Annotated in this window: 26 protein-coding genes; 13 read left to right on the top strand and 13 right to left on the bottom strand. The window is 69.2% G+C overall.

Features of this window, described 5'->3' with window-relative positions:
• Positions 1 to 59 precede the first annotated feature (59 nt).
• Complete coding sequence (locus AAN986_RS04215; protein WP_046241455.1) at positions 60 to 866, bottom strand: SDR family NAD(P)-dependent oxidoreductase; 807 nt, start codon at positions 864 to 866, stop codon at positions 60 to 62.
• Between the two features lie 162 nt (positions 867 to 1,028).
• Between AAN986_RS04215 and AAN986_RS04210 the strand changes: the two genes are divergently transcribed.
• A complete protein-coding gene (locus AAN986_RS04210) occupies positions 1,029 to 1,595 on the top strand; it encodes a helix-turn-helix domain-containing protein (RefSeq protein WP_016452655.1) in 567 nt (188 codons plus the stop codon).
• Between the two features lie 41 nt (positions 1,596 to 1,636).
• On the opposite strand, the gene AAN986_RS04205 is transcribed toward AAN986_RS04210, so the two are convergent.
• The gene (locus tag AAN986_RS04205) at positions 1,637 to 2,200 is read right to left on the bottom strand and encodes a fasciclin domain-containing protein (protein WP_013800571.1); all 564 of its coding nucleotides are present in this window, start codon (positions 2,198 to 2,200) and stop codon (positions 1,637 to 1,639) included.
• Between the two features lie 310 nt (positions 2,201 to 2,510).
• Here AAN986_RS04205 and AAN986_RS04200 point away from each other — a divergent pair, with 310 nt between their 5' ends.
• From AAN986_RS04200 to AAN986_RS04160, 9 genes are all read left to right on the top strand, one after another.
• Entirely contained in the window at positions 2,511 to 3,482 is a 972-nt protein-coding gene (locus AAN986_RS04200) for a ferritin-like domain-containing protein (RefSeq protein WP_016450780.1), read from the top strand.
• Positions 3,483 to 3,573: 91 nt separating this feature from the next.
• Positions 3,574 to 3,804 carry a hypothetical protein gene (locus tag AAN986_RS04195; protein ID WP_047219208.1) on the top strand — a complete coding sequence of 77 codons (231 nt, stop codon included), beginning with the start codon at positions 3,574 to 3,576 and terminating at the stop codon, positions 3,802 to 3,804.
• 45 nt (positions 3,805 to 3,849) lie between these two features.
• Positions 3,850 to 5,220, top strand: a complete 1,371-nt coding sequence (locus AAN986_RS04190; protein ID WP_016452659.1) for an Nramp family divalent metal transporter — start codon at positions 3,850 to 3,852, stop codon at positions 5,218 to 5,220.
• A 149-nt stretch (positions 5,221 to 5,369) separates the two neighbouring features.
• The gene (locus AAN986_RS04185) at positions 5,370 to 5,849 is read left to right on the top strand and encodes a rhodanese-like domain-containing protein (RefSeq protein WP_047219207.1); all 480 of its coding nucleotides are present in this window, start codon (positions 5,370 to 5,372) and stop codon (positions 5,847 to 5,849) included.
• Between the two features lie 12 nt (positions 5,850 to 5,861).
• The gene (gene epsC / locus AAN986_RS04180; RefSeq protein ID WP_013800567.1) at positions 5,862 to 6,776 is read left to right on the top strand and encodes a serine O-acetyltransferase EpsC; all 915 of its coding nucleotides are present in this window, start codon (positions 5,862 to 5,864) and stop codon (positions 6,774 to 6,776) included.
• Complete coding sequence (locus tag AAN986_RS04175; protein ID WP_012207587.1) at positions 6,773 to 7,045, top strand: helix-turn-helix transcriptional regulator; 273 nt, start codon at positions 6,773 to 6,775, stop codon at positions 7,043 to 7,045. The genes epsC and AAN986_RS04175 overlap by 4 nt, the downstream gene beginning before the upstream one ends.
• 83 nt (positions 7,046 to 7,128) lie before the next feature.
• Positions 7,129 to 8,061 carry a family 2A encapsulin nanocompartment shell protein gene (locus tag AAN986_RS04170; RefSeq protein WP_013800566.1) on the top strand — a complete coding sequence of 311 codons (933 nt, stop codon included), beginning with the start codon at positions 7,129 to 7,131 and terminating at the stop codon, positions 8,059 to 8,061.
• A gap of 12 nt (positions 8,062 to 8,073) precedes the next feature.
• Positions 8,074 to 9,990, top strand: coding sequence for a family 2A encapsulin nanocompartment cargo protein cysteine desulfurase (locus AAN986_RS04165; protein ID WP_047219206.1), 1,917 nt, complete (start codon positions 8,074 to 8,076; stop codon positions 9,988 to 9,990).
• 300 nt (positions 9,991 to 10,290) lie between these two features.
• Positions 10,291 to 11,295 (top strand): fimbrial protein, encoded by a 1,005-nt coding sequence (locus AAN986_RS04160; RefSeq protein ID WP_241150421.1) that lies wholly within the window; start codon positions 10,291 to 10,293, stop codon positions 11,293 to 11,295.
• A 77-nt stretch (positions 11,296 to 11,372) separates the two neighbouring features.
• Here AAN986_RS04160 and AAN986_RS04155 read toward each other — a convergent pair whose 3' ends face one another.
• From AAN986_RS04155 to AAN986_RS04135, 5 genes are all read right to left on the bottom strand, one after another.
• Entirely contained in the window at positions 11,373 to 12,329 is a 957-nt protein-coding gene (locus tag AAN986_RS04155; RefSeq protein ID WP_047219204.1) for a tripartite tricarboxylate transporter substrate binding protein, read from the bottom strand.
• Positions 12,330 to 12,373: 44 nt separating this feature from the next.
• Positions 12,374 to 13,369 (bottom strand): tripartite tricarboxylate transporter substrate binding protein, encoded by a 996-nt coding sequence (locus AAN986_RS04150; protein WP_047219203.1) that lies wholly within the window; start codon positions 13,367 to 13,369, stop codon positions 12,374 to 12,376.
• 65 nt (positions 13,370 to 13,434) lie between these two features.
• Entirely contained in the window at positions 13,435 to 14,511 is a 1,077-nt protein-coding gene (locus tag AAN986_RS04145) for a hydroxyacid dehydrogenase (RefSeq protein ID WP_047219202.1), read from the bottom strand.
• Complete coding sequence (locus tag AAN986_RS04140) at positions 14,511 to 15,188, bottom strand: RraA family protein (RefSeq protein WP_034400240.1); 678 nt, start codon at positions 15,186 to 15,188, stop codon at positions 14,511 to 14,513. The genes AAN986_RS04145 and AAN986_RS04140 overlap by 1 nt, the downstream gene beginning before the upstream one ends.
• A 65-nt stretch (positions 15,189 to 15,253) precedes the next feature.
• Complete coding sequence (locus AAN986_RS04135) at positions 15,254 to 16,495, bottom strand: alpha-hydroxy acid oxidase (protein ID WP_047219201.1); 1,242 nt, start codon at positions 16,493 to 16,495, stop codon at positions 15,254 to 15,256.
• Between the two features lie 83 nt (positions 16,496 to 16,578).
• Here AAN986_RS04135 and AAN986_RS04130 point away from each other — a divergent pair, with 83 nt between their 5' ends.
• Both AAN986_RS04130 and AAN986_RS04125 read left to right on the top strand, forming a co-directional pair.
• Positions 16,579 to 17,499, top strand: coding sequence for a LysR family transcriptional regulator (locus AAN986_RS04130; RefSeq protein ID WP_016452669.1), 921 nt, complete (start codon positions 16,579 to 16,581; stop codon positions 17,497 to 17,499).
• 76 nt (positions 17,500 to 17,575) lie between these two features.
• Entirely contained in the window at positions 17,576 to 17,803 is a 228-nt protein-coding gene (locus tag AAN986_RS04125; RefSeq protein ID WP_047219200.1) for an oxidoreductase-like domain-containing protein, read from the top strand.
• Positions 17,804 to 17,826: 23 nt separating this feature from the next.
• On the opposite strand, the gene AAN986_RS04120 is transcribed toward AAN986_RS04125, so the two are convergent.
• The 4 genes from AAN986_RS04120 to AAN986_RS04105 form a co-directional block, all read right to left on the bottom strand.
• Positions 17,827 to 18,297: a RidA family protein gene (locus tag AAN986_RS04120; protein ID WP_012207603.1), complete on the bottom strand. Its 471-nt coding sequence runs from the start codon at positions 18,295 to 18,297 to the stop codon at positions 17,827 to 17,829.
• A gap of 68 nt (positions 18,298 to 18,365) precedes the next feature.
• Entirely contained in the window at positions 18,366 to 19,181 is an 816-nt protein-coding gene (locus tag AAN986_RS04115; RefSeq protein WP_046986570.1) for an ABC-2 family transporter protein, read from the bottom strand.
• Between the two features lie 5 nt (positions 19,182 to 19,186).
• A complete protein-coding gene (locus AAN986_RS04110; protein WP_047219199.1) occupies positions 19,187 to 20,026 on the bottom strand; it encodes an ABC transporter permease in 840 nt (279 codons plus the stop codon).
• 6 nt (positions 20,027 to 20,032) lie between these two features.
• A complete protein-coding gene (locus AAN986_RS04105; RefSeq protein ID WP_047219198.1) occupies positions 20,033 to 20,893 on the bottom strand; it encodes an ABC transporter ATP-binding protein in 861 nt (286 codons plus the stop codon).
• Between the two features lie 154 nt (positions 20,894 to 21,047).
• On the opposite strand from AAN986_RS04105, the gene AAN986_RS04100 reads away from it, so the two are divergent.
• Entirely contained in the window at positions 21,048 to 22,832 is a 1,785-nt protein-coding gene (locus AAN986_RS04100) for a monovalent cation:proton antiporter-2 (CPA2) family protein (protein ID WP_047219197.1), read from the top strand.
• Between the two features lie 33 nt (positions 22,833 to 22,865).
• Here AAN986_RS04100 and AAN986_RS04095 read toward each other — a convergent pair whose 3' ends face one another.
• Both AAN986_RS04095 and AAN986_RS04090 read right to left on the bottom strand, forming a co-directional pair.
• Positions 22,866 to 23,255, bottom strand: a complete 390-nt coding sequence (locus AAN986_RS04095) for a VOC family protein (RefSeq protein WP_012207608.1) — start codon at positions 23,253 to 23,255, stop codon at positions 22,866 to 22,868.
• A gap of 66 nt (positions 23,256 to 23,321) precedes the next feature.
• Entirely contained in the window at positions 23,322 to 23,675 is a 354-nt protein-coding gene (locus tag AAN986_RS04090) for an energy transducer TonB (protein WP_012207609.1), read from the bottom strand.
• Between the last annotated feature and the right edge of the window lie 68 nt (positions 23,676 to 23,743).

The raw sequence follows: 23,743 nt of genomic DNA, 5'->3' as shown, positions 1-23,743 counted from the left end.
CTTTCTCCGGGGGCAAAAAGAGGAGTACGGGAATCCGGGGTGGCGACGCAGCGCGGCCGTCAGGCCGGCTGGCCTGCATCCGCAGCCTGGTAGCGCGCCGCCGGCACGCCGCTGAGCGTCAGCGCCTTGACGAGATTGGCGCGCGATTGGTCAAAGTCCAGCCAGGCGGTCGTGCTGCCCAGCGTGGGAAAGCAGATGGCCTCGCCCTGGTCCAGCGCCGCCAGGGCCGTGTCCACCAGGGTCTCGGGCGACATGAACAGGTGCTCGGGAAAAGGAGAAGGCTTGCCCCCGAAGAACTCCGAGCGCACCAGGCTGGGCATCACGGCCTGCACGGTGACGCCGCTGGGTGCCAGCTCGGCCTGCAGCGAGCGCGTGAAGCTCAGCACATAGGCCTTGGAGGCGCTGTAGCTGGAGGCGCCCGGCAAGGGCATCAGGGCCAGGATGGAGCCGATGTTGATCAGCGTGCCCCGGCCGCGCGTGGCGAACAGCCGCGCTGCCGCCAGCGACAGCCGCGTCAGCGCATGGATGTTGACCATGACCAGGCGGTCGACTTCGCGCGCATCCACCTGGGCCGCCGGACCCAGGGCGCCCAGGCCGGCGCAGTTGACCAGCATGGCTATGTCGCGCTGCCCATCGAACAGGGCCTCCACGCGCTGCAGGCCGGCGGCGTCGGCCAGGTCGGCCGCCACCACCTCGACCTGGCGGCCATGGTCGTCGCGCAGGCGCTGTGCCAGCGCCTGCAGCCGGTCCAGGCGGCGCGCGACCAGGATCAGGTCATGGCCGCGTGCGGCCAGGCGATCGGCATAGACGGCGCCGATGCCGGAGGAGGCGCCAGTGACGACGGCGGTGCCTTGATGCGTGCTCATGGGAGAAGTCCTTGCTTGGATCAAGCGGTGGTTGAAAGTGGCTTCAACTATAAACTTCAATCATTAGAGCTACAAGCACGCAATCCACCTTTGCGGGCCGGGCTTGCGTTTTGCTGAGACACTCCAGGCCTGCGACAACGCGAACAGACAACGAGGAATTCCATGCGATCCAAGAGCTTCGAGGGCATGGCCTGCTCGATCGCCACCACGCTGGAGGCCGTAGGCGACCGCTGGGCCATGCTGGTGCTGCGCGACCTGATGCTGGGCCTGAGCCGCTATGACGACCTGAGAAAGTCCACGGACATCACCAACGCCACGCTGACCGACCGCCTGCGCCAGCTGGAGCAGTCCGGCCTGGTCGAGCGCCGCCTCTACCAAAGCGGCCCGGACCGCTACGAGTACCTGCTCACGCCCAAGGGCCGCGACCTGTCCCTGGTGATCCAGGCGCTGGCCCAGGTCGGCGACCGGTGGCGCCTGCAGCAAGAAGCGCAGCCGCCCATGCGCTTTGTGCGTGCGCAGTCGGGCACGCCCCTGCGGCTGGCGCTGGTGGAGGAGGAATCGGGCCGCAGCGTGCCTTTTTCCGAGCTGCGCGTGGAGGCCGGCCCCGGCGCGGACGACCTGACGCGCTGGCGGCTGTCCAAGCTAGCCGCGCAGGCCGGGACGCCGGCAGCGGCTTGCGGCGTTGCGCCCGCAAGGCGCATGGCGAAGGCACAAGGCTCCGGCCACTGACCACGGCGGTCAGTGGCCGGCCCGCTCGCTGCCTGTGCCGCTCACTTGGGCAGCAGCACCTTGTCGATCACGTGGATCACGCCGTTGGACTGGTAGACGTCGGGGATGGTCACCGTGGCCGTGCCGCCCTTTTCATCGGTCAGCATGATCTTGGAGCCGCTGGACTTGGCCACCAGCGTGCCGCCGCTGACGGTCTTGATGCTGGCCATGCCCTTGCCGTCCTTGATCATCTTGGACAGCGCCGCCGCATCCCACTTGCCGGCCACCACGTGGTAGGTCAGCACGGTGGTCAGCGTGCCCTTGTTCTCGGGCTTGAGCAGGGTGTCCACCGTGCCTGCGGGCAGGGCCTCGAAGGCGGCATTGGTGGGCGCGAACACGGTGAACGGACCCGGGCCCTTGAGCGTATCGACCAGGCCCGCCGCCTTGACGGCTGCGACCAGGGTGGTGTGGTCCTTGGAGTTGACGGCGTTGTCGATGATGTCCTTGGACGGCAGCATGGGTGCGCCGCCCACCATCACATCGGCCATGGCGGCCACGGAGGCAGCCGACATCACGATGGCCAGGCCGAACGAGGCCAGCTTGCGGGTGTTTTGAATCGAGACCATGGAATGCTCCTAGCGGGTTGATGACAAGCCGAACGATTCCGGCTGATCTGGATACGCAGCGCAGCGGGGTCTGGATTCAAAAAAACGGCGATCGACGTCAAACACAAAAAGTTACAACCACTTTCAATTGCGGCACATCCAGACCTGCGCGGCCTGCGTACTGCCGGATAGCGGGGACGCATCCCATTCCCCTGGAGCAGGTGGCCACCTCTTCAGTGGAACGCGCTTTCGCCACACCCGTGTGCTTTCGGCCGGAGGCGCATTCTTCACGTTGACCGTTCGCGCCTGCCGCGAACCGAGAGGAACCATCATGTCTGACGAATCAGTGTTGATCGGGGTTTTGCAAAAACGTGCCAAGAAGCTGGAGGACAGGCGCCAGTTCTTCCGCAAGACCAGCGGCGTGGCCGTGGGCATGGCGGGCGGGGTGATCCTGTCCGCCTGCGGCGGTGGCGGGGGCGATGCGAATGCGCAGGCCAACGGACCCACGGATGCGGAGATCCTGAACTTCGCCCTCAACCTGGAGTATCTGGAGTCGCAGTTCTATCACTACGCGGTGTTCGGCACCGGCCTGCCCGCCAACCTGCAGTCGGGCGTGGGCACGCAGGGCGCCATCACGGGTGGCCGTGCCGTGGCCTTCAAGGACCCCGTGGTGGCGCAGTACGCCAAGGAGATCGCCCAGGACGAGATCGCCCACGTGGCCTTCCTGCGCGCGGCGCTGGGTTCGGCCGCAGTGGCGCAGCCGCAGATCGACATCGGCGGAACCGACCCGAACGGCGCCTTCTCGGTGGCCGCGCGAGCGGCCGGGCTGGTGGGCGCGGGCACGGCCTTCGATCCCTATGCGAGTGACGAGAACTTCCTGCTGGGGGCCTTCATCTTCGAGGACGTGGGCGTCACCGCCTACAAGGGCGCATCGCCGCTGATCACCAACAAGACCTATCTGGAGGCAGCCGCCGGCATCCTGGCCGCCGAGGCCTACCACGCAGGTCTGGTGCGCACGGTGCTGTACGCCAAGGGCCTGGCCACGCCCGCGCTGCGCACGGCGGCCGGCGCCATCTCGGATGCGCGCGACAGCCTGGACGGCTCCACCGACGTGGACCAGGGCATCACGGGGGATGCCACCACGTCCAACATCGTGCCGCTGGATGCCAACGGCATCGCATACAGCCGCTCGCCGGGCGACGTGCTGAACATCGTGTACCTGACCAAGGACACGGCGACCAAGGGCGGGTTCTTCCCGTCCGGCGTGAACGGCTCGCTGGTGATGAGCAGCGCCTACGCCTGACGCGGACCGCCCGCCTGCCCCGCACCGGCCGGGGCAGGCGGGCTTCCCCGGGGCTGGCCCGAGACAAGCGTTCCCCTGCCAAGGAGTTGCCATGATGTCCCTTCTGCCTTCCTCATCCGCCCCCCGCACGCCGGCCAGCACGCCACGGCGCCTGAAACCTGCCACCGTGGCGCGCCGCTGCGTGGGCAGCCTGATTCTGCTGGCCGGCGCGGTCATCGTGACCGCAGATCTCGTGGCGCTGTGGCGCGGCGCAGGCACCGATGCCGCACCCGCCGCCGCAGCCATTGCACCCGCCAGCAGCCTGGTGCCGACGGCCCGATAGGCATCCCCCCTGCAACCGCGTGCCCCCGCCGGCGGAAAGGCCCCCATGAACGACACCGTGCTTGCGGCTGAACAGGGCCGCTTCGGCGCCATCGAACCGGACCACGGCCACGCGGGCACGCCCAGCCTGCCGCAGGTGCATCGCAGCATTGCCGTGCCGCGCGGCGACAGCCGCTCGGACAACGCGCGCCGCGTGCTGGCGTTTGCCGGGCCCGGCTACATGGTGGCCGTGGGCTACATGGACCCGGGCAACTGGGCCACCTCCATCGCGGGCGGCTCGCAGTTCGGCTACTCGCTGCTGGCGGTGATCTTTGCCTCCAACCTGATGGCCATGCTGTTCCAGGCGGCGGCCGTGCGCCTGGGCCTGGCCAGCGGGCGGGACCTGGCCCAGGCCTGCCGCGCGCAGTTTTCCCCGCGCATCAACCTGGTGCTGTGGTTCTTCTGCGAGATCGCCATCGTGGCCTGCAACCTGGCCGAGGTGCTGGGCATGGCCATCGGCCTGAACCTGCTGTTCGGCCTGCCGCTGCTGGCCGGCGTGTGCATCACGGTGGTGGATGTGATGCTGATCCTGGCGCTGCAAAGCCGGGGCTTTCGCTGCCTGGAGTCGGTGGTGATCGCCCTGGTGGCATTGATCGGCCTGTGCTTTGCCGCCCAGCTGGTGTGGCTGCAGCCGCCCGTGGCGGCCGTGCTGCGCGGCCTGCTGCCGGGCATGGAGATCGTGGCCAATCCGCAGATGCTGTACCTGGCCGTGGGCATCGTGGGGGCCACGGTGATGCCGCACAACCTCTACCTGCATTCGTCCATCGTGCAGACACGCCGGCATGACACCACGCTCCAGGGTACGCGCCAGGCCATCCGCCTGGCCACGCTGGACTCCACGGTGGCGCTGGGGCTGGCGCTGTTCGTGAACGCCGCCATCCTGGTGGTGGCGGCCGGCGCGTTCAACCGGCCCGGCCAGGCGCCGGTGACCGAGCTGTCGGACGCCTACCACCTGCTGTCGCCGCTGCTGGGCGTGGGCATCGCCAGCGCGGTGTTCGGCGTGGCGCTGCTGGCCTCGGGGCTGAGTTCCTCGGTCACGGGCACGCTGGCCGGGCAGATCGTGATGGAAGGCTTCTTGCAGATCCGCCTGTCGCCCGCGCTGCGCGCCCTGCTGACGCGCTGCATCGCCATCGTGCCCGCCGTGGTGGCCACCGCCTGGTTCGGCAGCACCGGCGCCAGCGCCCTGCTGGTATTCAGCCAGGTGGTGCTGAGCCTGCAATTGCCGTTTGCCATCGTGCCGCTGCTGCTGTTCACCACGCGGCGCAAGACGCTGGGGGAGCTGGCCTTTGGCCCAAGGATGTCGGCAGTGCTGTGGGGCTGCGCGGCCCTGGTGGTGTCGCTGAACCTGTGGATGCTGCAGCGGGTGCTGACGGCCTGATCGCCCGAACCGGGCATGGCGCCGCGCGGCGCCTTCATAGACGTTTTGCTTCTATCAAACGCCGCTCTTGTTCGTTGGTGGCTTGCCGCGAAGTTCTTAGATTGGTGCCCATAGCCACCAACCCGCGAATTCTCCGCAAGGACGACGACATGACAGCCCTCACTTTGGAAACCGCCTTGCCCCAGGCTCTGGAAGAGGCGCAGGAACACGCCCGCGCACAGGGGCTGGGCCACGCAGGCGGCGTGCACCCGCCCGTGGCCTGGGCGCTGGTGCAGGCCGGCCAGGCCGTGCTGGTCGATGTGCGCACGGCCGAGGAACGCAAGTTCGTCGGCCAGGTGCAGGGCACCCTGCACGTGCCCTGGGCCACGGGCACGGCGCTGACGCGCAACCCGCGCTTTGCCCGCGAGCTGGAAGCGCGCCTGGCACCGCACGGCGGCAAGGAGGCCGTGGCCCTGCTGCTGTGCCGCAGCGGCAAGCGCTCGGTGCTGGCGGCCCAGGTGGCCGCCCAGGCCGGATTCGCCCATGTGTTCAACGTGCTCGAAGGCTTCGAGGGCGAGATCGACGCGCGTCAGCAGCGCGGCAAAAACGACGGCTGGCGCTTCCACGGCCTGCCCTGGATTCAAGACTGAAGGAGCACGCAGATGGCCAGTTTCGACATTGCCGGACTCACCCAGAACCTGCATGCGGCGCGCCGCGAATGGCGCGAGGCGCACGGCCGCACCCAGGAGCCCGGGGCGCGCGAGTTTCCCTCGCGCGACGCGCTTTCCACCCTCATCGACCAGCTCAAGGCAGCCCTGTTTCCCATGCGCCTGGGCCCGCACGACCTGCGCCAGGAAAGCGAGGACATCTTCGTGGCGCACCAGCTGGACTCGGCCCTGCATGCGCTGCTGGGCCAGATACGGCTGGAGCTGCGGCTGTCCGCGCCCCACACGGCAGCGGGCGCCGATGCCATGGCGCTGGACATCGCCCGCGCCTTTGCCGAGTCCCTGCCCCAGATCCGCCGCCTGCTCGACAGCGATGTGCTGGCCGCCTTCCAGGGCGATCCCGCCGCGCGCAGCGTGGACGAGGTGCTGCTGTGCTATCCGGGCGTGCTGGCCATGATCCACCACCGCCTGGCCCATCAGCTGTACCTGCTGGAGCAGCCTCTGCTGGCGCGCATCGTGGCCGAGCTGTCGCATGCGCAGACGGGCATCGACATCCACCCGGGCGCGAAGATCGGCCGGGGCTTTTTCATGGACCACGGCACGGGCGTGGTGATCGGCGAGACCGCCGTGATCGGCGAACGCGTGCGGCTGTACCAGGCCGTCACCCTGGGCGCCAAGCGCTTTCCCACCGATGAGCACGGCCACCTGCGCAAGGGCCTGGCGCGCCATCCGGTGGTGGAGGACGACGTGGTCATCTACGCGGGCGCCACCATCCTGGGCCGCGTCACGCTGGGGCGCGGCGCCGTCATCGGCGGCAATGTCTGGGTGACCGAGGACGTGCCGCCCGGCGCCCATGTCACCCAGGCCCATGCGCGCGAGCACGCGCAGCAGCCCCGGGAGGTGGCCCTATGAGCACCCGTCTTGTCACCAGCTTCGGCATTGCCGTGCGCCAGGCGCGCGAGGCCCATGGCTGGTCGCAGGAGCGGCTGGCCGAGCACTCGGACCTGAACCGCTCCTACGTGGGCGAGATAGAGCGCGGCCGCGTCATCGCCTCGCTGCTGACCGTGGAGAAGCTGGCCGTCTCGCTGGGCGTGCAGCCCTCGGCCCTGGTCATGCGCGGCGAGACCGTGGCCCACGACCAGCTGGTGCGCGGCCTGCGCTTGGCGGCTATAGCATGTTGAAGACATGTGCGCGGGCCGGGACACTGGGCCTGTTTCCCCTCCTTCCCCTTCCCTTTTTCCTGAACTGATCACGGAGTCTGCACATGTCGGCAACAGTGGGCGGCACGACCGCGCTAGGCGACAACGCCGCGCGGCAACTGGCCAACGCAACCAAAACCGTTCCCCAGCTTTCGACCATCAGCCCGCGCTGGCTGACGCACCTGCTGCAATGGTCGCCGGTGGAGGCGGGCATCTACCGCCTCAACCGCGTCAAGAACCCGGAGGCCATCAAGGTCACCTGCACGGCCAAGCAGGAAGACAACCAGCTGCCGCGCACCTATGTGGACTACGAGGAGCAGCCGCGCGAGTACTTCCTCAACGCCGTCTCCACCATCCTGGATGTGCACACGCGCATCTCCGACCTCTACAGCAGCCCGCATGACCAGATCAAGGAACAGCTGCGCCTGACCATCGAGACCATCAAGGAGAACCAGGAAAGCGAGCTCATCAACAACCCCGACTACGGCCTGCTGGCCCAGGTCACGGACGAGCAGCGCATCTTCCCGCTGACCGGCGCGCCCACGCCCGACGACCTGGACGAGCTGCTGACCAAGGTCTGGAAGGAGCCCGCCTTCTTCCTGACCCATCCGCTGGCCATTGCCGCCTTCGGCCGCGAGGCCACGCGCCGCGGCACGCCGCCGCCCACGGTCAGCCTGTTCGGCTCGCAGTTCATCACCTGGCGCGGCATTCCGCTGATCCCCTCGGACAAGGTGCCCGTGGCCGATGGCAAGAGCAAGATCCTGCTGCTGCGCGTGGGCGACAAGCGCCAGGGCGTGGTCGGCCTGTACCAGCCCGGCCTGCCGGGCGAGCAGAGCCCGGGCCTGTCGGTGCGCTTCATGGGCATCAACAACCATGCCATCGCGTCCTACCTGATCTCGCTGTACTGCTCGCTGGCCGTGCTCACGCCCGATGCGCTGGCCGTGCTCGACGATGTCGAGATCGGCAAGTACCACGACTATCCCGACACCTACAAGTAAAGAGGCCGGGCGTTGACCGTGTCTGCAATCACCTCCGTGGCGCCCCAGGCGCCCTTCGACCCCGAGGCGCTGGCGCGCATGGCCAACGCCCTGTTCTCCGCCGCACCGGGATCGGCTCCTGCCCTGCCTGGTCTTCCGGGTCTTCCCGGCCTGCCTGCTGGCGTGCAGGCCCCCGTGAACGTGGCGCCGCCCGGCTCGCCGCTGGCCAGCCCCGCGGGCCTGGGCCCCGGCGTGCCGGGCACGCCCATCCCACAGGGCCTGGCGCCGGGCAGCAACCTGCTGCCGGCCTCGCCCGCGCCGCTGGCCTCGCTGGCCCACCGCGCGCCCGCGCTGCTGCCCCATGCCCAGGCCGGCAACGGCGTGCCCGACCATGTCGTGAGCGCCCTGCCCGCCTACGAGCCGCGCCTGGGATCGCAGGTGCTGGGCGTGCCCCAGCGCCAGGGCGATCCGCTGGATGCGCTGGCCGCGCTCCCGTTCACGGCACCTGCTGCACCTGCGGCACCTGCTGCACCTGCGGCACCCGCCGTGCCGCGCATCGGCGTGCCCACAGAAGGGCCCGGCATTGCGTCCACCGTGCCTTCGGCCGAGCCGCGCTTTTACTTTGTCGATCCCGTGGTGCTGCCCTCCGGCTACACCACGCCGGCCCATCCGCTGCAGCGCCAGCAGGCTTCGCACGGGGCAAGGCATGGAGCGGCCAGCGTGCAGGCGCCCTTCGACGTGCATGCCGTGCGCCGGGACTTTCCCATCCTGTCCGAGCACGTCAACGGCCGGCCCCTGGCCTGGCTGGACAACGCGGCCACCACGCACAAGCCGCGCGCGGTGATAGAGCGCATCCGCCATTTCTACGAGCACGAGAACTCCAACATCCACCGCGCAGCCCATGAATTGGCCGCGCGCGCCACCGACGCCTACGAGGGCGCGCGCGAGAGCGTGCGCCGCTTCATCAACGCGCCCGACGTGAACGAGGTCATCTTCGTGCGCGGCACCACCGAGGCCATCAACCTGGTGGCCAAGAGCTGGGGCTGGCAGCATGTGGGCGAGGGCGACGAGATCATCGTCTCCCACCTGGAGCACCACGCCAACATCGTGCCCTGGCAGCAGCTGGCGGCCGCCAAGGGCGCGAAGATCCGCGTGATCCCGGTGGACGACTCGGGCCAGGTGCTCATCGATGAATACCGCAGGCTGCTGAACCCGCGCACCAAGATCGTCTCCGTCACCCAGGTCTCCAACGCGCTGGGCACGGTCGTGCCCGTGCAGCAGATCGTGGAGCTGGCCCACCAGGCGGGCGCCCGGGCCCTGGTCGATGGCGCGCAGTCGGTCTCGCACATGGCCGTGGACGTGCAGGCCATCGGTGCGGACTTCTTCGTGTTCTCGGGCCACAAGGTCTTCGGGCCCACGGGCATCGGCGTGGTCTGGGGACGGCGCGAGGTGCTGGAGGACATGCCGCCCTGGCAGGGCGGCGGCAACATGATCGCCGACGTGACCTTCGAGAAAACCGTCTACCAGCCCCTGCCCAACACCTTCGAGGCCGGCACCGGCAACATTGCCGACGCCGTGGGCCTGGGCGCCGCCATCGACTACGTGCAGGCCCTGGGCATGGAGCGCATCGCGCGCTACGAGCACGATCTGCTGCAGTACGGCACGCAGGCGCTGGCGCCCATCCCCGGCCTGCGCCTGATCGGCACGGCGGCCGACAAGGCCAGCGTACTGTCCTTCGTGCTCAAGGGCTGGACCACGGCCGAGGTGGGCGAGGCGCTCAACGCCGAAGGCATCGCCGTGCGCACCGGCCACCACTGCGCCCAGCCCATCCTGCGGCGCTTCGGCGTGGAGACCACCGTGCGGCCCTCGCTGGCCTTCTACAACACCACCGAGGAAATCGACCGGCTGGCGGCCGTGGTGCAGGGGCTGGCGGCGCGCAGGCGGGGTTGAGCCACGGGCTCAGCCCAGGCGTCTTGCAAAGGCGTCGCCCGTGGTGGCCGTGCCCAGGCGGCCATGCCCAGGCGGCCGTGCCCAGGCGGCCGCCCACGTCGTTGGCGCCGCTTGCGCCAGGTGTGCCGCAGGCCGGACCCGGTGGCCATGCCGCACCACGGCAGCGGACGGAACACGGCATTGGAGTCATGAAAAAGCATTGCCAATATCAGAATGATCCTATGGATTTCCATCAATCATAGGAATAGACTTTGGAGCGCGCCCATCAAACTCTCCTGCATCGTTTCCGGTTTCATTCATATGAAAAAAATCAGATATTTTCTCATTACGGCAACGCTTTGCTTTTCTGTAAGCTCCATTTATGGAGGCATATTTACCCCGGTGTCGTCCACCATCCAATTACCGGAAATCATCAACGTTCCCGCAGGAAATATCATGAATGGATCAGTGCTATGGGAATCGCCCATGGTCAAATCCACCCTCGACACAATTTCCTACAGTGTGCTTTCAGGGCCATCTTCAGAAATATGGCCCAAAATCATGAACCCCACTACGCTGGACGGCGATATCTACTCCACATCTTTGCGCGGAATAGGAGTCCGTTGGCGTGCCACATGGAAAGCCAGGAATTTCCCCAATGGCAAAACCATGTCCATCACCACTACGTCCAACAATGCAGGAGCCACGGGATGGCAAAAGGATGATGTACATGAGCAAACCATATGGATGCAACTCATCAAGACAGGCGCCGTTCAATCGGGCACTTTCAGCGTCAGCAGCTATTCATCCGCCCAGTTTGACTGCAATAGCCTTTGCAATAACTGGCTCGTGAAGGCGACCGGCAGCACCGTGGTGCGCACAGGCGCCAGTTGCCGGGTGAAGACGAGCAACATCGCCGTGAACCTGCAGCGAATCAACAGGTCACTGTTCAACGGGATAGGCGCTACCTCCGCGCCCCAGCCATTCGATCTGGAACTGATCTGCACCGGGGGCGAAGCCAATTCCACCCTGCGCCCGTTCGTCACGCTCACGGATGCCAACGATGCCGCCAACCGCTCCGATGTGCTGACGGTGACCGGAGGGGCTGCCGGCATCGGCATCCAGATCCGCAGCAGCGACAAGGTCATCAGCTACGGCGAGGACTCCGCCAACTTCGGCAATCCCAACCAGTGGCAGGCGGGCACCATCACCCCAGACACCAGCAACCACGTGATTCCATTGACGGCGCGCTATGTCCAGACCCAGTCCTCCGTCACCACGGGCCTGGCCAACGGACGGGCTACCTTCACGCTCAACTACCAGTGACCTGCCAGTGACACGCTGGCTGCATTGCGGCTGTGCAGGCGCTCGTGCCGATCCTGCGCTGCCGCACCCGGCTGCGCTCACTCGGCCCTGGCCCCCGACACACGCACCTGCTCGGCCGCCACGGGCATCTGCTCGCGCACGAAGCGCCAGAACGCGTCCACGCCCATGGGCTTGACGGGCAGCGAGCCTTGGTCGATGAACTGCTTTTGCACCTCGGGATTGCGCAGCGCCGTGGCCAGTGCGCCGTTCAGGCGCTCCAGCGCCGCGCGCGGCGTGCCGGCCGGGGCAACCAGGCCGTACCAGGAGTCGGTGTAGAAGCCCTTGACGCCTGCTTCCTCGAACGTTGGCACATCGGGCAGGGCCGGCAGGCGCTGGCGTGAGGCCACGGCCAGGGCGCGCAGCTTGCCCGAGCGGATGAAGGGGATGGCGCCCGTGGTGAGCACGAAGTCCACGCGGCCCGCCATCAGGTCGGTCATGGCCGGGGCCGTGCCCTTGTAGGGGATGTGGGTGACATCCACGCCCGTGAGCTGCTTGAAGCTGGCGCCCGCCAGGTGCTGGCTGGAGCCCACGCCGCCCGAGCCGTAGTTGAGCTGGCCCGGCCTGGCGCGCGCCGCCTCCAGCAGATCGTTGACCGAGCGCAGCGGCGAGGCCACGGGCACCAGCAGCACGCTGGGCGAGGTGGTGATCATGCCGATGGGTGCGAAGTCCTTGAGCGGGTCGTGGTTGAGCTTGGTGTAGAGCGCGGAGTTCAGGCCGTGCGAGGCCACGGTGGCCAGCATGATGGTGTTGCCATCGGGCCTTGCGCGGGCCGCCGCGTCGCTGCCCAGGTTGCCGCCTGCACCGGCCCGGTTGTCGATGGTGATGGGCTGGCCCAGGGCCTCGCTCATGCGTGTGGCCGCCAGCCGCGCCACGTTGTCGGAAGGGCCGCCTGCGGGCCAGCCCACGATGAGGGTGATGGGGCCTTGCGCCAGGGCCGGCAGGGCCAGGGCGCACAGGGCCAGCGCAGCCAGGCTGCGGCGCGACAGAGGGGTCATGGCAGTTGTCCTTGTCCATTCAAAGGTTGGCATGGGCATGGCCTTCAGGGCTTGCCGTCCTGCCAGGGCATTTCGGTCCAGAGCTTGCGAAAGCCGGCCTCGGTGCGCTCCAGCTCGGCCGCGTAGGCCGGTGGCGCCAGATAGCGCAGCGGCGCGTACATGGCCTCGGCCTGCTGCCTGAACTGCGGGTCGGCCGCGATGGTGGCCACGGCATCGACCAGTTTTTTGCGCACGCCTTCGGGCAAGCCCTTGGGCGCGGCCAGGCCGCGCAGGGAGGCCAGCTCGATATCGATGCCCTGCTCCTTGAACGTAGGCACCTGGGGCGCCAGCGAGCTGCGCGCGGCCGACATCTGGCCCAGCAGGCGGATGGGAGTGCCGCCCTTCTGGTAGGCCAGCACCTCGCCCACGTTGATGGCGCCGATGGTGATCTGCTGGCCCGTGGCGGCGGCGCGCACCTCGCCCGCGCCCTTGTAGGGCACATGGGTGAGCTGCGTGCCCGTGGCCTTGGCGAACAGCAGCATGGCCAGGTGGTCGTCCGAGCCCGTGCCCGTGGTGCCCACGGTCACGGCGCCGGGGTTGGCCCGGGCGTAGGCGGCCAGGCCGGCCAGCGTGGTGATGGCGTTGCTGTTGTGGATGGCAAAGCCGCCCGGGTCGTCCACCAGGTTGCCCAGCAGGTCGTACTGGCTCCAGTGGAAGCTGCTCTTGCGCTCGATGGGGATGGTCAGCACGTTGGGCGTGTTGATGAAACCGATGGTGTAGCCGTCCGGCTTGGCCCGCGCCAGTTCGCCAAAGCCGATGCCGCCGCCCGCGCCGGGGCGGTTGAGCACGACCACGCTGCCGCCCAGCTTCTTTTCCAGATGGCGGGCCAGCAGCCGCGCCACCAGGTCGGTGCCGCCGCCGGGCCCGTAGGCCACGATCATCTCGATGTTGCGCGAGGGATAGGGAGCCTCGCTCTGCGCCTGGGCCTGGGCCAGGGCCGGCAGCGCCATGCAGGCGGCGGCCAGGCCTGCGCACAATGCGCGCCTTGCTTGCTGTGTCATCTTTGTCTCCTGGGTCGCCTCTTGCAGTGGTCTGAGAGGCTTTGTAGTCATGGTGAAGGAAGCGGCTAACGGGACGGGGAAAAAGACGGGGAAAAGGACGGGGAACGGGAAGGGTCCAAGGCCCGGGCGATGCGCTCGCGCGCATGCGGCCAGACCTCGGGATTGACCAGGCGCGCGGGCCGCTGGCCGTCGGCCAGCAACTGCACGATCTGGGTGGCAGCCAGCTCGGCGTTGTTGCGCCGGGCCTCGTGCGTGACACCGGCGGTGTGGAAGGTGGCCACCACCTGGGGCAGGGCCAGCAGCGGATGGGAGGCGGGCGGCGGCTCCTGGTCCCAGACATCGAGCCCGGCGCCGGCCAGGTGGCCGCTGGCCAGGGCGGCGTGCAGGGCAGCCTCGTCATGGATACCGCCGCGCGCCGTGCTCACGAAAACGGCGCCCGGCTTCATGGCCGCAAAGGCAGCGGCGTTCATGAGCCCCAGCGTGGAGGCATCGCGCGGGCAGTGCAGGGAGACGATGTCCGCGCGCTGCAGCAGTTCGTCGAAGCCGACGGCCTCGGCCCCGCGCGCCGCCAGGCCGGCTGCGTCGTAGGCCGGGTCGCAGCCGATCACCTGCATGCCGAAGGCCCGGCCCAGGGCCGCGACGCGGCTGCCGGCCTCGCCCACGCCCACCAGGCCCAGGGTGCGGCCGCGCAGCTCGTGGCCCATCACGTCCTCCCGGCTGAAGCCCCTGGCGGGGGCGCGCAGCAGGCGGTCGGATTCGTTGATGCGGCGCAGCACGGACAGCATCAGCCCGATGGCCATCTCGGCCACCGAGTCCGCATTGCCGCCCGACTGGTTCATCACGGCCACGCCGGCGCGCGTGCAGGCCTCGATGTCGATGGTGTCGCAGCCCGAGCCGCTGGAGGACACGGCCAGCAGATCGGGGCAGCGCGCCAGCAGGTCCGCCGTGGCGAACCAGTGGCGCGGCAGCTCGTCCTTGGCGGCCGTGATCTGGTAGACCTGGGCGCCCGCCAGGGCCTGCCAGGCGGCGGCATCGTCGCCCTCGCGCCGGCAGGTGACCAGCTGCACGCCAGGCGCGGCCGAGACGATGCGGTCAAAGGCCGCGTCCAGCCAGTAGTCGAAACGGACAACGCGGCGGTCCATCACAGCACCCCCTTGGCGGCCAGCGTGCGCGCCACCCAGGAGCGGTCGGCGCGGCCTGCGGCAATGGCGGCGAGCACATCGGCCTCGTCCCGCTGTATGGCTTCCACGCGGTCGGCAATGGCGGCGGCCTCGGCGGCGGGCACGGCCAGCAGGCCGTCGCCGTCGCCCAGCACCAGGTCGCCCGGGTGGACGACCATGCCGTCGATGCTGACGGGCACATGCAGCTCGCCGGGGCCGTCCTTGTAGGGGCCGCGGTGCGAGACGCCGCGCGCATACACGGGCAGCTCATGCTGGCCGATGGTGTCGCTGTCGCGGATCAGCCCGTCGATGACGATGCCGGCCGCGCCGCGCGCCATCATCAGCGCCAGCATGATCTCGCCAATGATGGCGTTGGGCCCGGCGCCGCCCGCGTCCACCACGATCACGTCGCCGGGGCCGCAGATGTCGATGGCCTGGTGCACCATGAGGTTGTCGCCGGGCCGCGTGCGCACGGTCAGCGCACGGCCCACCAGCGGCCCCTGGCGGCGATGGAAGGGCCGCAGCGCCGAGGTGCCCGTGGTGCGGCTCATGGCGTCGCTGACATTGGCGACCGGAAAGCCGCGATAGCGCTGCAGCAGCGCATCGCCAAGGGCGGCCTCGGGCCGGGCGTGGATATGGAATCCGGGAATCTTGCTCACTGCTGTGTCTCCGTCTGTGTCCGTGTCTGTGTCTGTTGTCCGTGTCGATACCGCTGTCTTGCCGCTCAGAACGCATCCCAGGCCTGCGCGTGGCGCACGCAGGCCGGCGTGACCTGGTCCAGGCGCGTGGCGCCCAGCATGGCCATGTCGCGCAGCACCTCCTCGCGCAGCAGGGCCATGGCATGGGCCACGCCCGCCGGCCCGGCCACCGAGGCCGCGTAGTTGAAGGGCCGGCCCACGAACACGCAGCGCGCGCCCAGGGCCAGGGCCTTGAGCACATCGGTGCCCCGGCGCACGCCGCTGTCCAGCATCACCGGCAGGCCGGGCACGGCGCGCACGATGCCGGGCAGCACGCGCAGCGGTGCCACGGCGCCGTCGAGCTGGCGCCCGCCGTGGTTGGAGACGATGAGGCCGTCGGCGCCGTGGTCGCGCGCCAGCACGGCGTCTGCGGCCGAAAGAATGCCCTTGACCACCAGTTGCCCCTGCCAGCGCTGGCGGATGGCGGCCAGATGCGGCCAGGCCAGATGGGAGCGGTCCGAGAAATCGCGCATCACGCTGGCCGACAGGATGGGCGCGCCCCGGTGCGCATAGTTGTTCTCGAAATGCGGCATGCCGTGGCGCCACAGGGTCTTGAGAAAGCTGCCGAACAGCCAGCGCGGATGGCTGATGCCCTGCCAGGCCAGGCCCGGCCCGGGCCGCAGCGGCGTGGAGAAACCGGCGCGCACATTGTTCTCTCGGTTGGCGGCCACGGGCGTGTCCACGGTGATCACCAGGGTCTGCACGCCGGCGGCGGCCACGCGGTCCAGCAGCGCATCGATCTGGCCCTGGTCGCCCGGCAGGTAGGCCTGGAACCAGGTGTGGGGCGCGGCCGCCATCACCTCCTCCAGCCGGATCAGCGAGGAGCCGCTCATGATGGCCGGCACGCCCGCCTGCTGTGCGGCCTGGGCCAGCACCAGGTCGCCCCGGTAGGCCGACAGCGCGGCAATGCCCATGGGCGCCACGCCGAACGGCGCTCCGTAGCGGCGCCCGAACAGCTCGAAGGAGGGGTCGCGCTGCGCCACGCCCACCAGCGCGCGCGGCACGAAGGCCAGCTCGGCAAAGGCGCGGCGGTTGTCCGCCAGCGAGGCGTTGTCCTCCACCGCCCCGCTGATGTAGGCATGGATGGGGCGCGGCAGGTGCCGCCGCGCCAGCCGCTCGAAATCATCGAGCGACAGCACCTGGCGCAGGCGGCGCGGCGGCCGGGCAGGGGCTGGTGCAGCGGCTGCAGGAGCGGTGGCGGTGGTGGAGGGGACGGTGTTGGCAGGCATTGCCGGCCAATGTAGAAGGGCCAACCTGCAAAGAAAAGCGAAATAAATAGGAATCGATATTTCGATTTTGGAAGAATGTCACCATGACCCTCAAACAGCTCGAAGCCTTCTACTGGGCCGCCACCTGCCTGAACTTCAGCGTGGCGGCCGACCGCGTGCACCTGTCGGTCTCATCGCTGTCCAAGCGCATTGCGGAGCTGGAGGCTTCGCTGGGCGTGCAGCTGTTCGACCGCAGCGGCCGCGCCGCCGAACTCACGCCCCAGGGCGAACAGCTGCTGCCGCGCATCCGCGAGCTGCTGCACGGCGCCGCCCAGCTGCGCGAGGCGGCGGGCCGCAGCGTGGGCCTGCAGGGCCGCTGCCGCATCGGCTTTGGCGAACTCAGCGGCCTGACCTGGCTGCCCCGGCTGGTGCAGAAGGTGGCCGAGCTGCACCCCGACCTGCAGCTGGAGCCCCACACCGACATCGGCCAGGTGCTGGAGCAGCGCATCGTCGATGGCGAGCTGGACTGCGTGGTCATTGCCGGGCCATCGTCGCGCAGCAGCCTGGCCTTCGAGCAGGTCGCCCAGGTGCGCTTCGTCTGGGCCGCCAGCGACGACTTCATCGCCCGCGCCGGCACCGGCCTGCCCCGGCGCCTGGTGCGCGAGCAACTGCTGATCGCCCTGCCCACCGGCTCGGGCGCCACGCGCACGCTGGACGACTGGCTGGGCCGCCACGGCCTGGCCGTGGAGCGGCGCCTTTCCTGCAACAGCTGGGGCGCCGTGGTGGGCATGGTGGTGGACGGCCTGGGCTTCACCTACATGCCCGAGCAATGGGCCCTGGCCCTGCAGCAACGCGGCCGCCTTCGCGTGCTGGACGGCAGCGCCGAGGCCGCAAAGCACAGCGCGCTGGCCCCGCTGACCTACACCGTGCAATGGCGCCGCGACGATGCCCGGCCGCTGATCACGGAAATGCGCGAGATCATCCGCAGCGTGATCGATTTCCCGGCGCCGCGCTGTTTGAGTTGAACTTGCACCCTGGCGGCCCCATGCCCTTTAGCCCGCGCGCAGCAGTCACGGCAGGAGCTGCTGGACAATCACCCCCATGACCACCGCGCCTCTCCCAGATTCCGCAGATTCCGCAGATTCCGCAGATCCCGCCGCCTCCGCCGACCCCATGCCCCAGCCGCCCGAGCAGCCCGACCTGGACGCCTGCTGCGGCAATGGCTGCGACCCCTGCATCTTCGACAGCTATGACCTGGCCATGGACGAGTACCGCCAGGCGCTGCGGGCCTGGAAGGCGCGCAACGAAACGCCGGCGGGCCAGGGATAGGAATAGGGATAGGGGTAGCGCGATCAGTCCACGCGGGCGATCAGGTCCAGCTCCACGGCCGCACCCTTGGGCAGCTGCAGCACGCCCACCGAAGTGCGCGTGTGGGCACCCACGGGGCCCAGCACCCGGGCGATGAGGTCGGAGGCGCCATCGGCCACCTCGCTTTGCTGGGTGAAATCGGGCGCCGAGCGCACATAGACGGTGATGCGTGCAACGGCGCGCACGGCATCGAGCGAGCCGGCCGCGCGCTGCACGAAGGCCAGGGCCCGCATGGCACAGATGGCGGCGGCCGTTCTGGCCGATGCCAGGTCGATCCCGGCGCCGACCGTCCCCACGTAGAGCACTTCATCGCCCACGCGGGGAATCTGCCCGCTGACGAACAGCTGCTGGCCGTCGCGCACGACGGGGCTGTAGTTGCCGCCTATCTTGATCTCGCCATCGAAGCGGTGGCCGAGCTCAAGGGCGGCCTGGGCGAAGCGTTCATCTGCTGTCATGGTCTGGTGTCCGGAGTAAGGCAAGCGCGCAGTCTAGAGCGTGTTATGCACCGGCGCCTGCGGCGGCTTCAACTGCCCGTGGACGCGTAATGCCTCACCCCCATGCGCCAGGCGCCCGAGGCCAGCCAGAGGAAGGCAAAGCCGGCCAGCGGCGAGACCCAGCCCAGCCAGGCTGGTGCACCCAGCGGGTCGGGCTTGCCCAGCACAGCCAGCGCCGGGTAGTAGGCCACGCAGGCCAGCGGCACGGCGAAGGTCAGCAGGCGGCGGAACCACTGCGCGTACAGGGCCAGCGGGTACTGGGCGGCCTCGACGCTGCCGTAGCTCAGCACATTGGCGGCTTCCAGGCTTTCCACGGTCCAGAACGAGAGCGCACCCTGCAGCACCAGGATGCCCAGGAACAGCGCCACGCCGCCCGCCACGGCGAACAGCGCCACGGCGACGGCCTGGGGCGTCCACACCACGGCGCCCTGGGCCGTGGCAAAGCCCAGCACCAGCAGGCCCTGCAGCAGGCGGCCCAGGCGGCTGATGCGCACGTCATGGCCCATGAGCTGCAGCCACACGGGGCGCGGGCGCAGCAGCAGGCGGTCGAAGGCGCCGGTGCGCAGGAACTGCGTGCCCAGCACGTCGAAGCCCCGGCCCAGCGCATCGGCCAGGGCGAACATGCAGTTCACCAGGCCATAGAACACGGCCACTTCGCCGATGCGCCAGCCCTGCACCTCGCCAAACCGGTGGAACAGCGCCCAGACGGCGATGACCTCGATGCCCGTGACCAGGAACTGGCCCAGGGTCAGCATCAGCGCCGAGGCCGGGTAGCGCGCCTGCCCGCCCAGCGAGGCCAGCGCCAGGCGCAGGAACATGGACAGCGATCCTTTGTGCTTGGCCATGGCCTTCACCCTCCCTGCACTTCGAGCCGGCGCATGGTGCGCGCCATGGCCGCGCGGCCCAGGGCCACGATCACGGCAATCCACAACACCTGCAGCGCAAGGCAGGCCAGCATCTGCGCACCGGCCATCTGGCCGAAATAGATGCGCGCAGGGATGTCCATCACGCCCGCCAGCGGCTGCAGCAGCAGCGCGGTCTGCCAGGCGTCGGGCATCAGCGCCAGCGGCAGCAGGTTGCCCGACAGCACGATGACCACGGGCGCGGCCAGCGTGTTGATGCCTTTTTCATTGAGCGCGGCGGCGGCGGCAACGTTCAGCAGCATGACCAGTGCAGTGGACAGCAGCAGCGCCAGCAGTATGGAGGCGGCAAAGCCCAGGCCTGCGGCCCAGCCGGCCGGCGGCTGCCAGCCCCAGTCGCCCAGCCCCATCAGCGGCAGGGCCAGCCCTGCAAACGCCACCATCAGCGCCACGCGCGGCAGCACGCGCGCGGCGATCCAGCCAGCCGAGCGCACGAACCACAGCGCATAGGCATCCACGGGCCGCAGCCGGTCATAGGCAACGGCGCCCGTGCGCACGGCCAGGGCCACGTCGGGGTCGCCGCTCCAGGGCAGCAGCGCGAACAGGCCCTGCGCCACCCAGGTGTAGGTGATGGCGTGCTCCAGCGAAATCGGCGCGCCGGCCGATGCCGATGCACTGCCGTAGAACGCCGCCAGCACCATGGTCTTGATGGCGCCCCACCAGCACTGCGTGGCAAAGCCCGCGTAGGCGGCCGTGCGGTACTGCAGCATCAGCAGAAAGCGCGAGGCGAAGGCCGCCACATAGGGGCGCAGGAGTTCACGCAGCGTCATGCCGGCTCAGCCTTCGGCCGCTCCGTGCATGGCGTAGAAGCGGGCGATCACGGCCTCGATGGCCATGTCTTCTCCATTGCCTTCGCCCTCACCACCTCCACGCCCCTCGCACTGCGCTGCCACCACCTGGGCGCGCAGCGCATCGACCGCGCAGTCGGCCAGCACGCGGCCATGGCCGATGACGATCACGCGCCGCGCCAGCGCCTCGATGTCGTGCATGTCATGCGTGGTCAGCAGCACCGTGGTGCCGCGCTCGCGGTTGGCGCGCAGCACGAACTCGCGCACGGCCAGCTTGGAGGGTGCGTCCAGGCCGATGGTGGGCTCGTCCAGGAACAGGATCTCGGGCTCGTGCAGCAGGGCCGCGGCGATCTCGGCGCGCATGCGCTGGCCCAGGGACAGCTGGCGCACGGGCTGGTCCAGCACGCGCTCCAGGTTCAGCAGCGCCACCAGCTCGTCGCGCGTGCGCCCGTAGCGTGCGGGATCGACGCGGTACAGGTCGCGCAGCAGGTTGAAGCCATCGCCCACGGGCAGGTCCCACCACAGCTGCGAGCGCTGCCCGAAGACCACGCCGATGCGGCCCACATGGCGCTGGCGGTCGGCGAAGGGGTCGCGCCCGTCCACCTCCACGCGCCCGCCATCGGGCCGCAGGATGCCCGACAGGATCTTGATGGTGGTGGACTTGCCCGCGCCGTTGGGGCCGATGAAGCCCAGCAGCTCACCACGCTCCAGTGCGAACGACACGCCATCCAGCGCCTGCACCGTGCGATGGCGCGGATGCACCAGCGCGCGCAGCGCGCCCATCACGCCGGGGTCGCGCTCATGGATGCGGTAGGTCTTGCGGAGGTCGTGGACGAGGATCTGGGGCATGGCGCTGGGCGGTGAGGTAAGCGCAGAGAGGGACACAGAGGGGGGCACAGAGGGGGCGCGATTCTACACAGGACCGGGCTTTGCTATCCTGCGCGCAAATTCGCGGATGGAAATCCGCCTTGCCGCACGCACGCACGCACAAAGGAAACACAACATGGCAGCTGAAGGCAATGCAAGCCAGCTCGTAGGAATCGTCACGCTGCTGGGGGCCGCCGTGGTGGCCGTGCCGCTGTTCAAGCGGCTGGGCCTGGGCGCCGTGCTCGGCTACCTGGCCGCTGGCCTGGCCATAGGCCCCTACGGGCTGGGCCTGGTGACGGACGCGCAGACCATCCTGCACGTGGCCGAGCTGGGCGTGGTGATGTTCCTCTTCGTCATCGGGCTGGAGATGAAGCCTTCGCACCTGTGGGATTTGCGCGGCCAGATCTTCGGGCTGGGCAGCCTGCAGGTGGTGGTGTGCGCGCTGCTGCTCACGGGCGTGGGCATGGCCTTCGGCTTTCCGTGGCAGGTGGCCTTCGTGAGCGGCGCGGGCTTCGTGCTGACCTCCACGGCCATCGTCATGCAGGTGCTGGCCGAGCGTGGCGACATCCTGGCGCCGCGCGGCCAGCGCATCGTCTCCATCCTGCTGTTCGAGGACCTGCTCATCGTGCCGCTGCTGGCCGTGGTGGCGTTTCTGGCGCCTGCCGATGCGGCTCCCGTGGCCACCTCGCCCCTGTGGCAACGCGCAGGCCTGGCCCTGCTGTCGCTGGGCGCGCTGGTGGGCGCGGGCCTGTGGCTGCTGAACCCGCTGTTCCGCATCCTGGCCAAGGCCAAGGCGCGCGAGGTGATGACGGCCGCCGCGCTGCTGGTGGTGCTGGGCGCCGCCCTGCTGATGGAGATGGGCGGCCTGTCCATGGCCATGGGCGCCTTCGTGGCGGGCGTGCTGCTGTCCGAATCCTCGTTCCGCCACCAGTTGGAGGCCGATGTGGAGCCCTTCCGCGGCCTGCTGCTGGGCCTGTTCTTCCTGGGCGTGGGCATGGCGCTGAACCTGGAGGTGGTGGCACTGAACTGGCGCATCGTGGGCATGGGCGTGGTGGCGCTGATGCTGGGCAAGGCGCTGTGCATCTATGCCGTGGCCCGCGTGGCACGCAGCAGCCATGCCGATGCACTGGACCGCGCCATCCTCATGGCCCAGGGCGGGGAGTTCGCCTTCGTGCTGTTTGCCGAGGCGCTCAAGCTCAAGGTGCTCAGCCCCGAGGTGCATGCCAACATGACGGCCATCGTGGTGCTGTCCATGGCCATCACGCCGCTGGTGGTGCTGCTGCACAAGCGCCTGGCCGGCGCCCAGGCCGTGTCGCTGGACGGCGTGGAGGCGCCGCAGGACCTGCGCGGCAACGTGCTGGTCATCGGCTTCGGCCGCGTGGGCCAGATCGCCAGCCAGGGGCCGCTGGCGCATGGGGCCAGACTGTCCATCATCGACAACGACCCCGACGTGATCCGCAACGCCGAGCCCTACGGCTTCAAGGTCTACTTCGGCGACGGCGCGCGCGCCGACATCCTGCATGCGGCCGGCGCCAGCCATGCCAGCGCCATCCTGGTCTGCGTGGACAGCAAGGCCGCCGCCACGCGCATCGTGGAGAACGTGCGCCACGAATGCCCGCACGCCCGCCTCATCGTGCGCGCCTATGACCGCGAGCACGCGCTGGAGCTCATCCAGAAGGACGCCGACCATGTCGTGCGCGAGAGCTTCGAGTCCGCCCTGCTCATGGGGCGCCACGCCGTACTGGCCCTGGGCGCCACCGAGGACGAGGCCCAGACGCTGGAGGCCGAAGTGCGCGGCCGCGACACCGAGCGCTTTGCGCTGGAGACCGCCGGCGGCAACTTTGCGGGCCGCGCGCTGCTGCTGGGCAACATCGAGCGCATCGATCCACCCCGGCACGACAAGCCCACCGCCAGGGACTGAGCGCGAAAAGGCTGCAGGGGCCGCAGGCCCCGCTCAATGCCGCTGGTTGATCTGTATGAGATTGCCGCAAGTGTCGTCGAACACGGCAATCGTGACCGGCCCCAGATGCGTCGGCGGCCTGGTGAAGCGCACGCCGGCCGCGCTCAGGCGCTCGTACTCGGCCTGCACGTCGTCCACGCCGAAGAAGGTGGCCGGCACGCCGTCGGCATGCAGGGCGGTCTTGAACGGCCTGGCGGCCGGGTGCATGTCGGGTTCGAGCAGCAGCTCCACGCCATCGGCATCGCCGGGCGATGTCAGGGTGAGCCAGCGCGCGTCGCCGCCCATGGGAATGTCGTGCTTGAGGACGAAGCCGAGCACGTCGCGGTAGAAGGCCAGGGCCTTGTCCTGGTCGTCGACGAGCACGCTGGTGATGACGATCTTCATGGAATGCTCCTTGTGTCGCTGCGCAGGGCACGCACCGGGTACACACCTGCCACCACCGGCATGCCGCTATTTCAGCAGGAAGGTGACGGGCACGCGCGTCCACATGCTGTCCGGCACGCCGTCGCGCGTGCCGGGGACAAAGCGCCACGTCCGCACGGCGTCCAGCGCCTCCTGGTCGAGCAGAGGATAGCCGCTGCTGTCTGCCACATCCACGGCCAGTGCCTTTCCGCTGGCGCCCACCAGAACCCGCAGCACCACCTTGCCTTCCTGCTCCAGCCGCCTGGCTTCCTTGGGATAGGCCGGCATCTTGTTCTCGCTGGCCTGCCTGTCAGGCACAGGCTGCACCACGCCTGCCGCAGCCGGGCCGCCGGCCAGCAGGCCCAGGGTCAATGCAAGGATGGCGCAGCGCATGCGGGGCATTCGGAAGGCTCCTGGATGGGGGCGGGATGGGGGCGGGATGGGGGACTGGATGGGGATGGGATGGCAGT

The sequence above is a fragment of the Delftia sp. DS1230 genome (assembly GCF_040112715.1).
GTDB classification, from domain to species: Bacteria; Pseudomonadota; Gammaproteobacteria; order Burkholderiales; family Burkholderiaceae_C; genus Comamonas; species Comamonas tsuruhatensis.
This window is presented reverse-complemented; position numbering and strand designations above follow the sequence as displayed.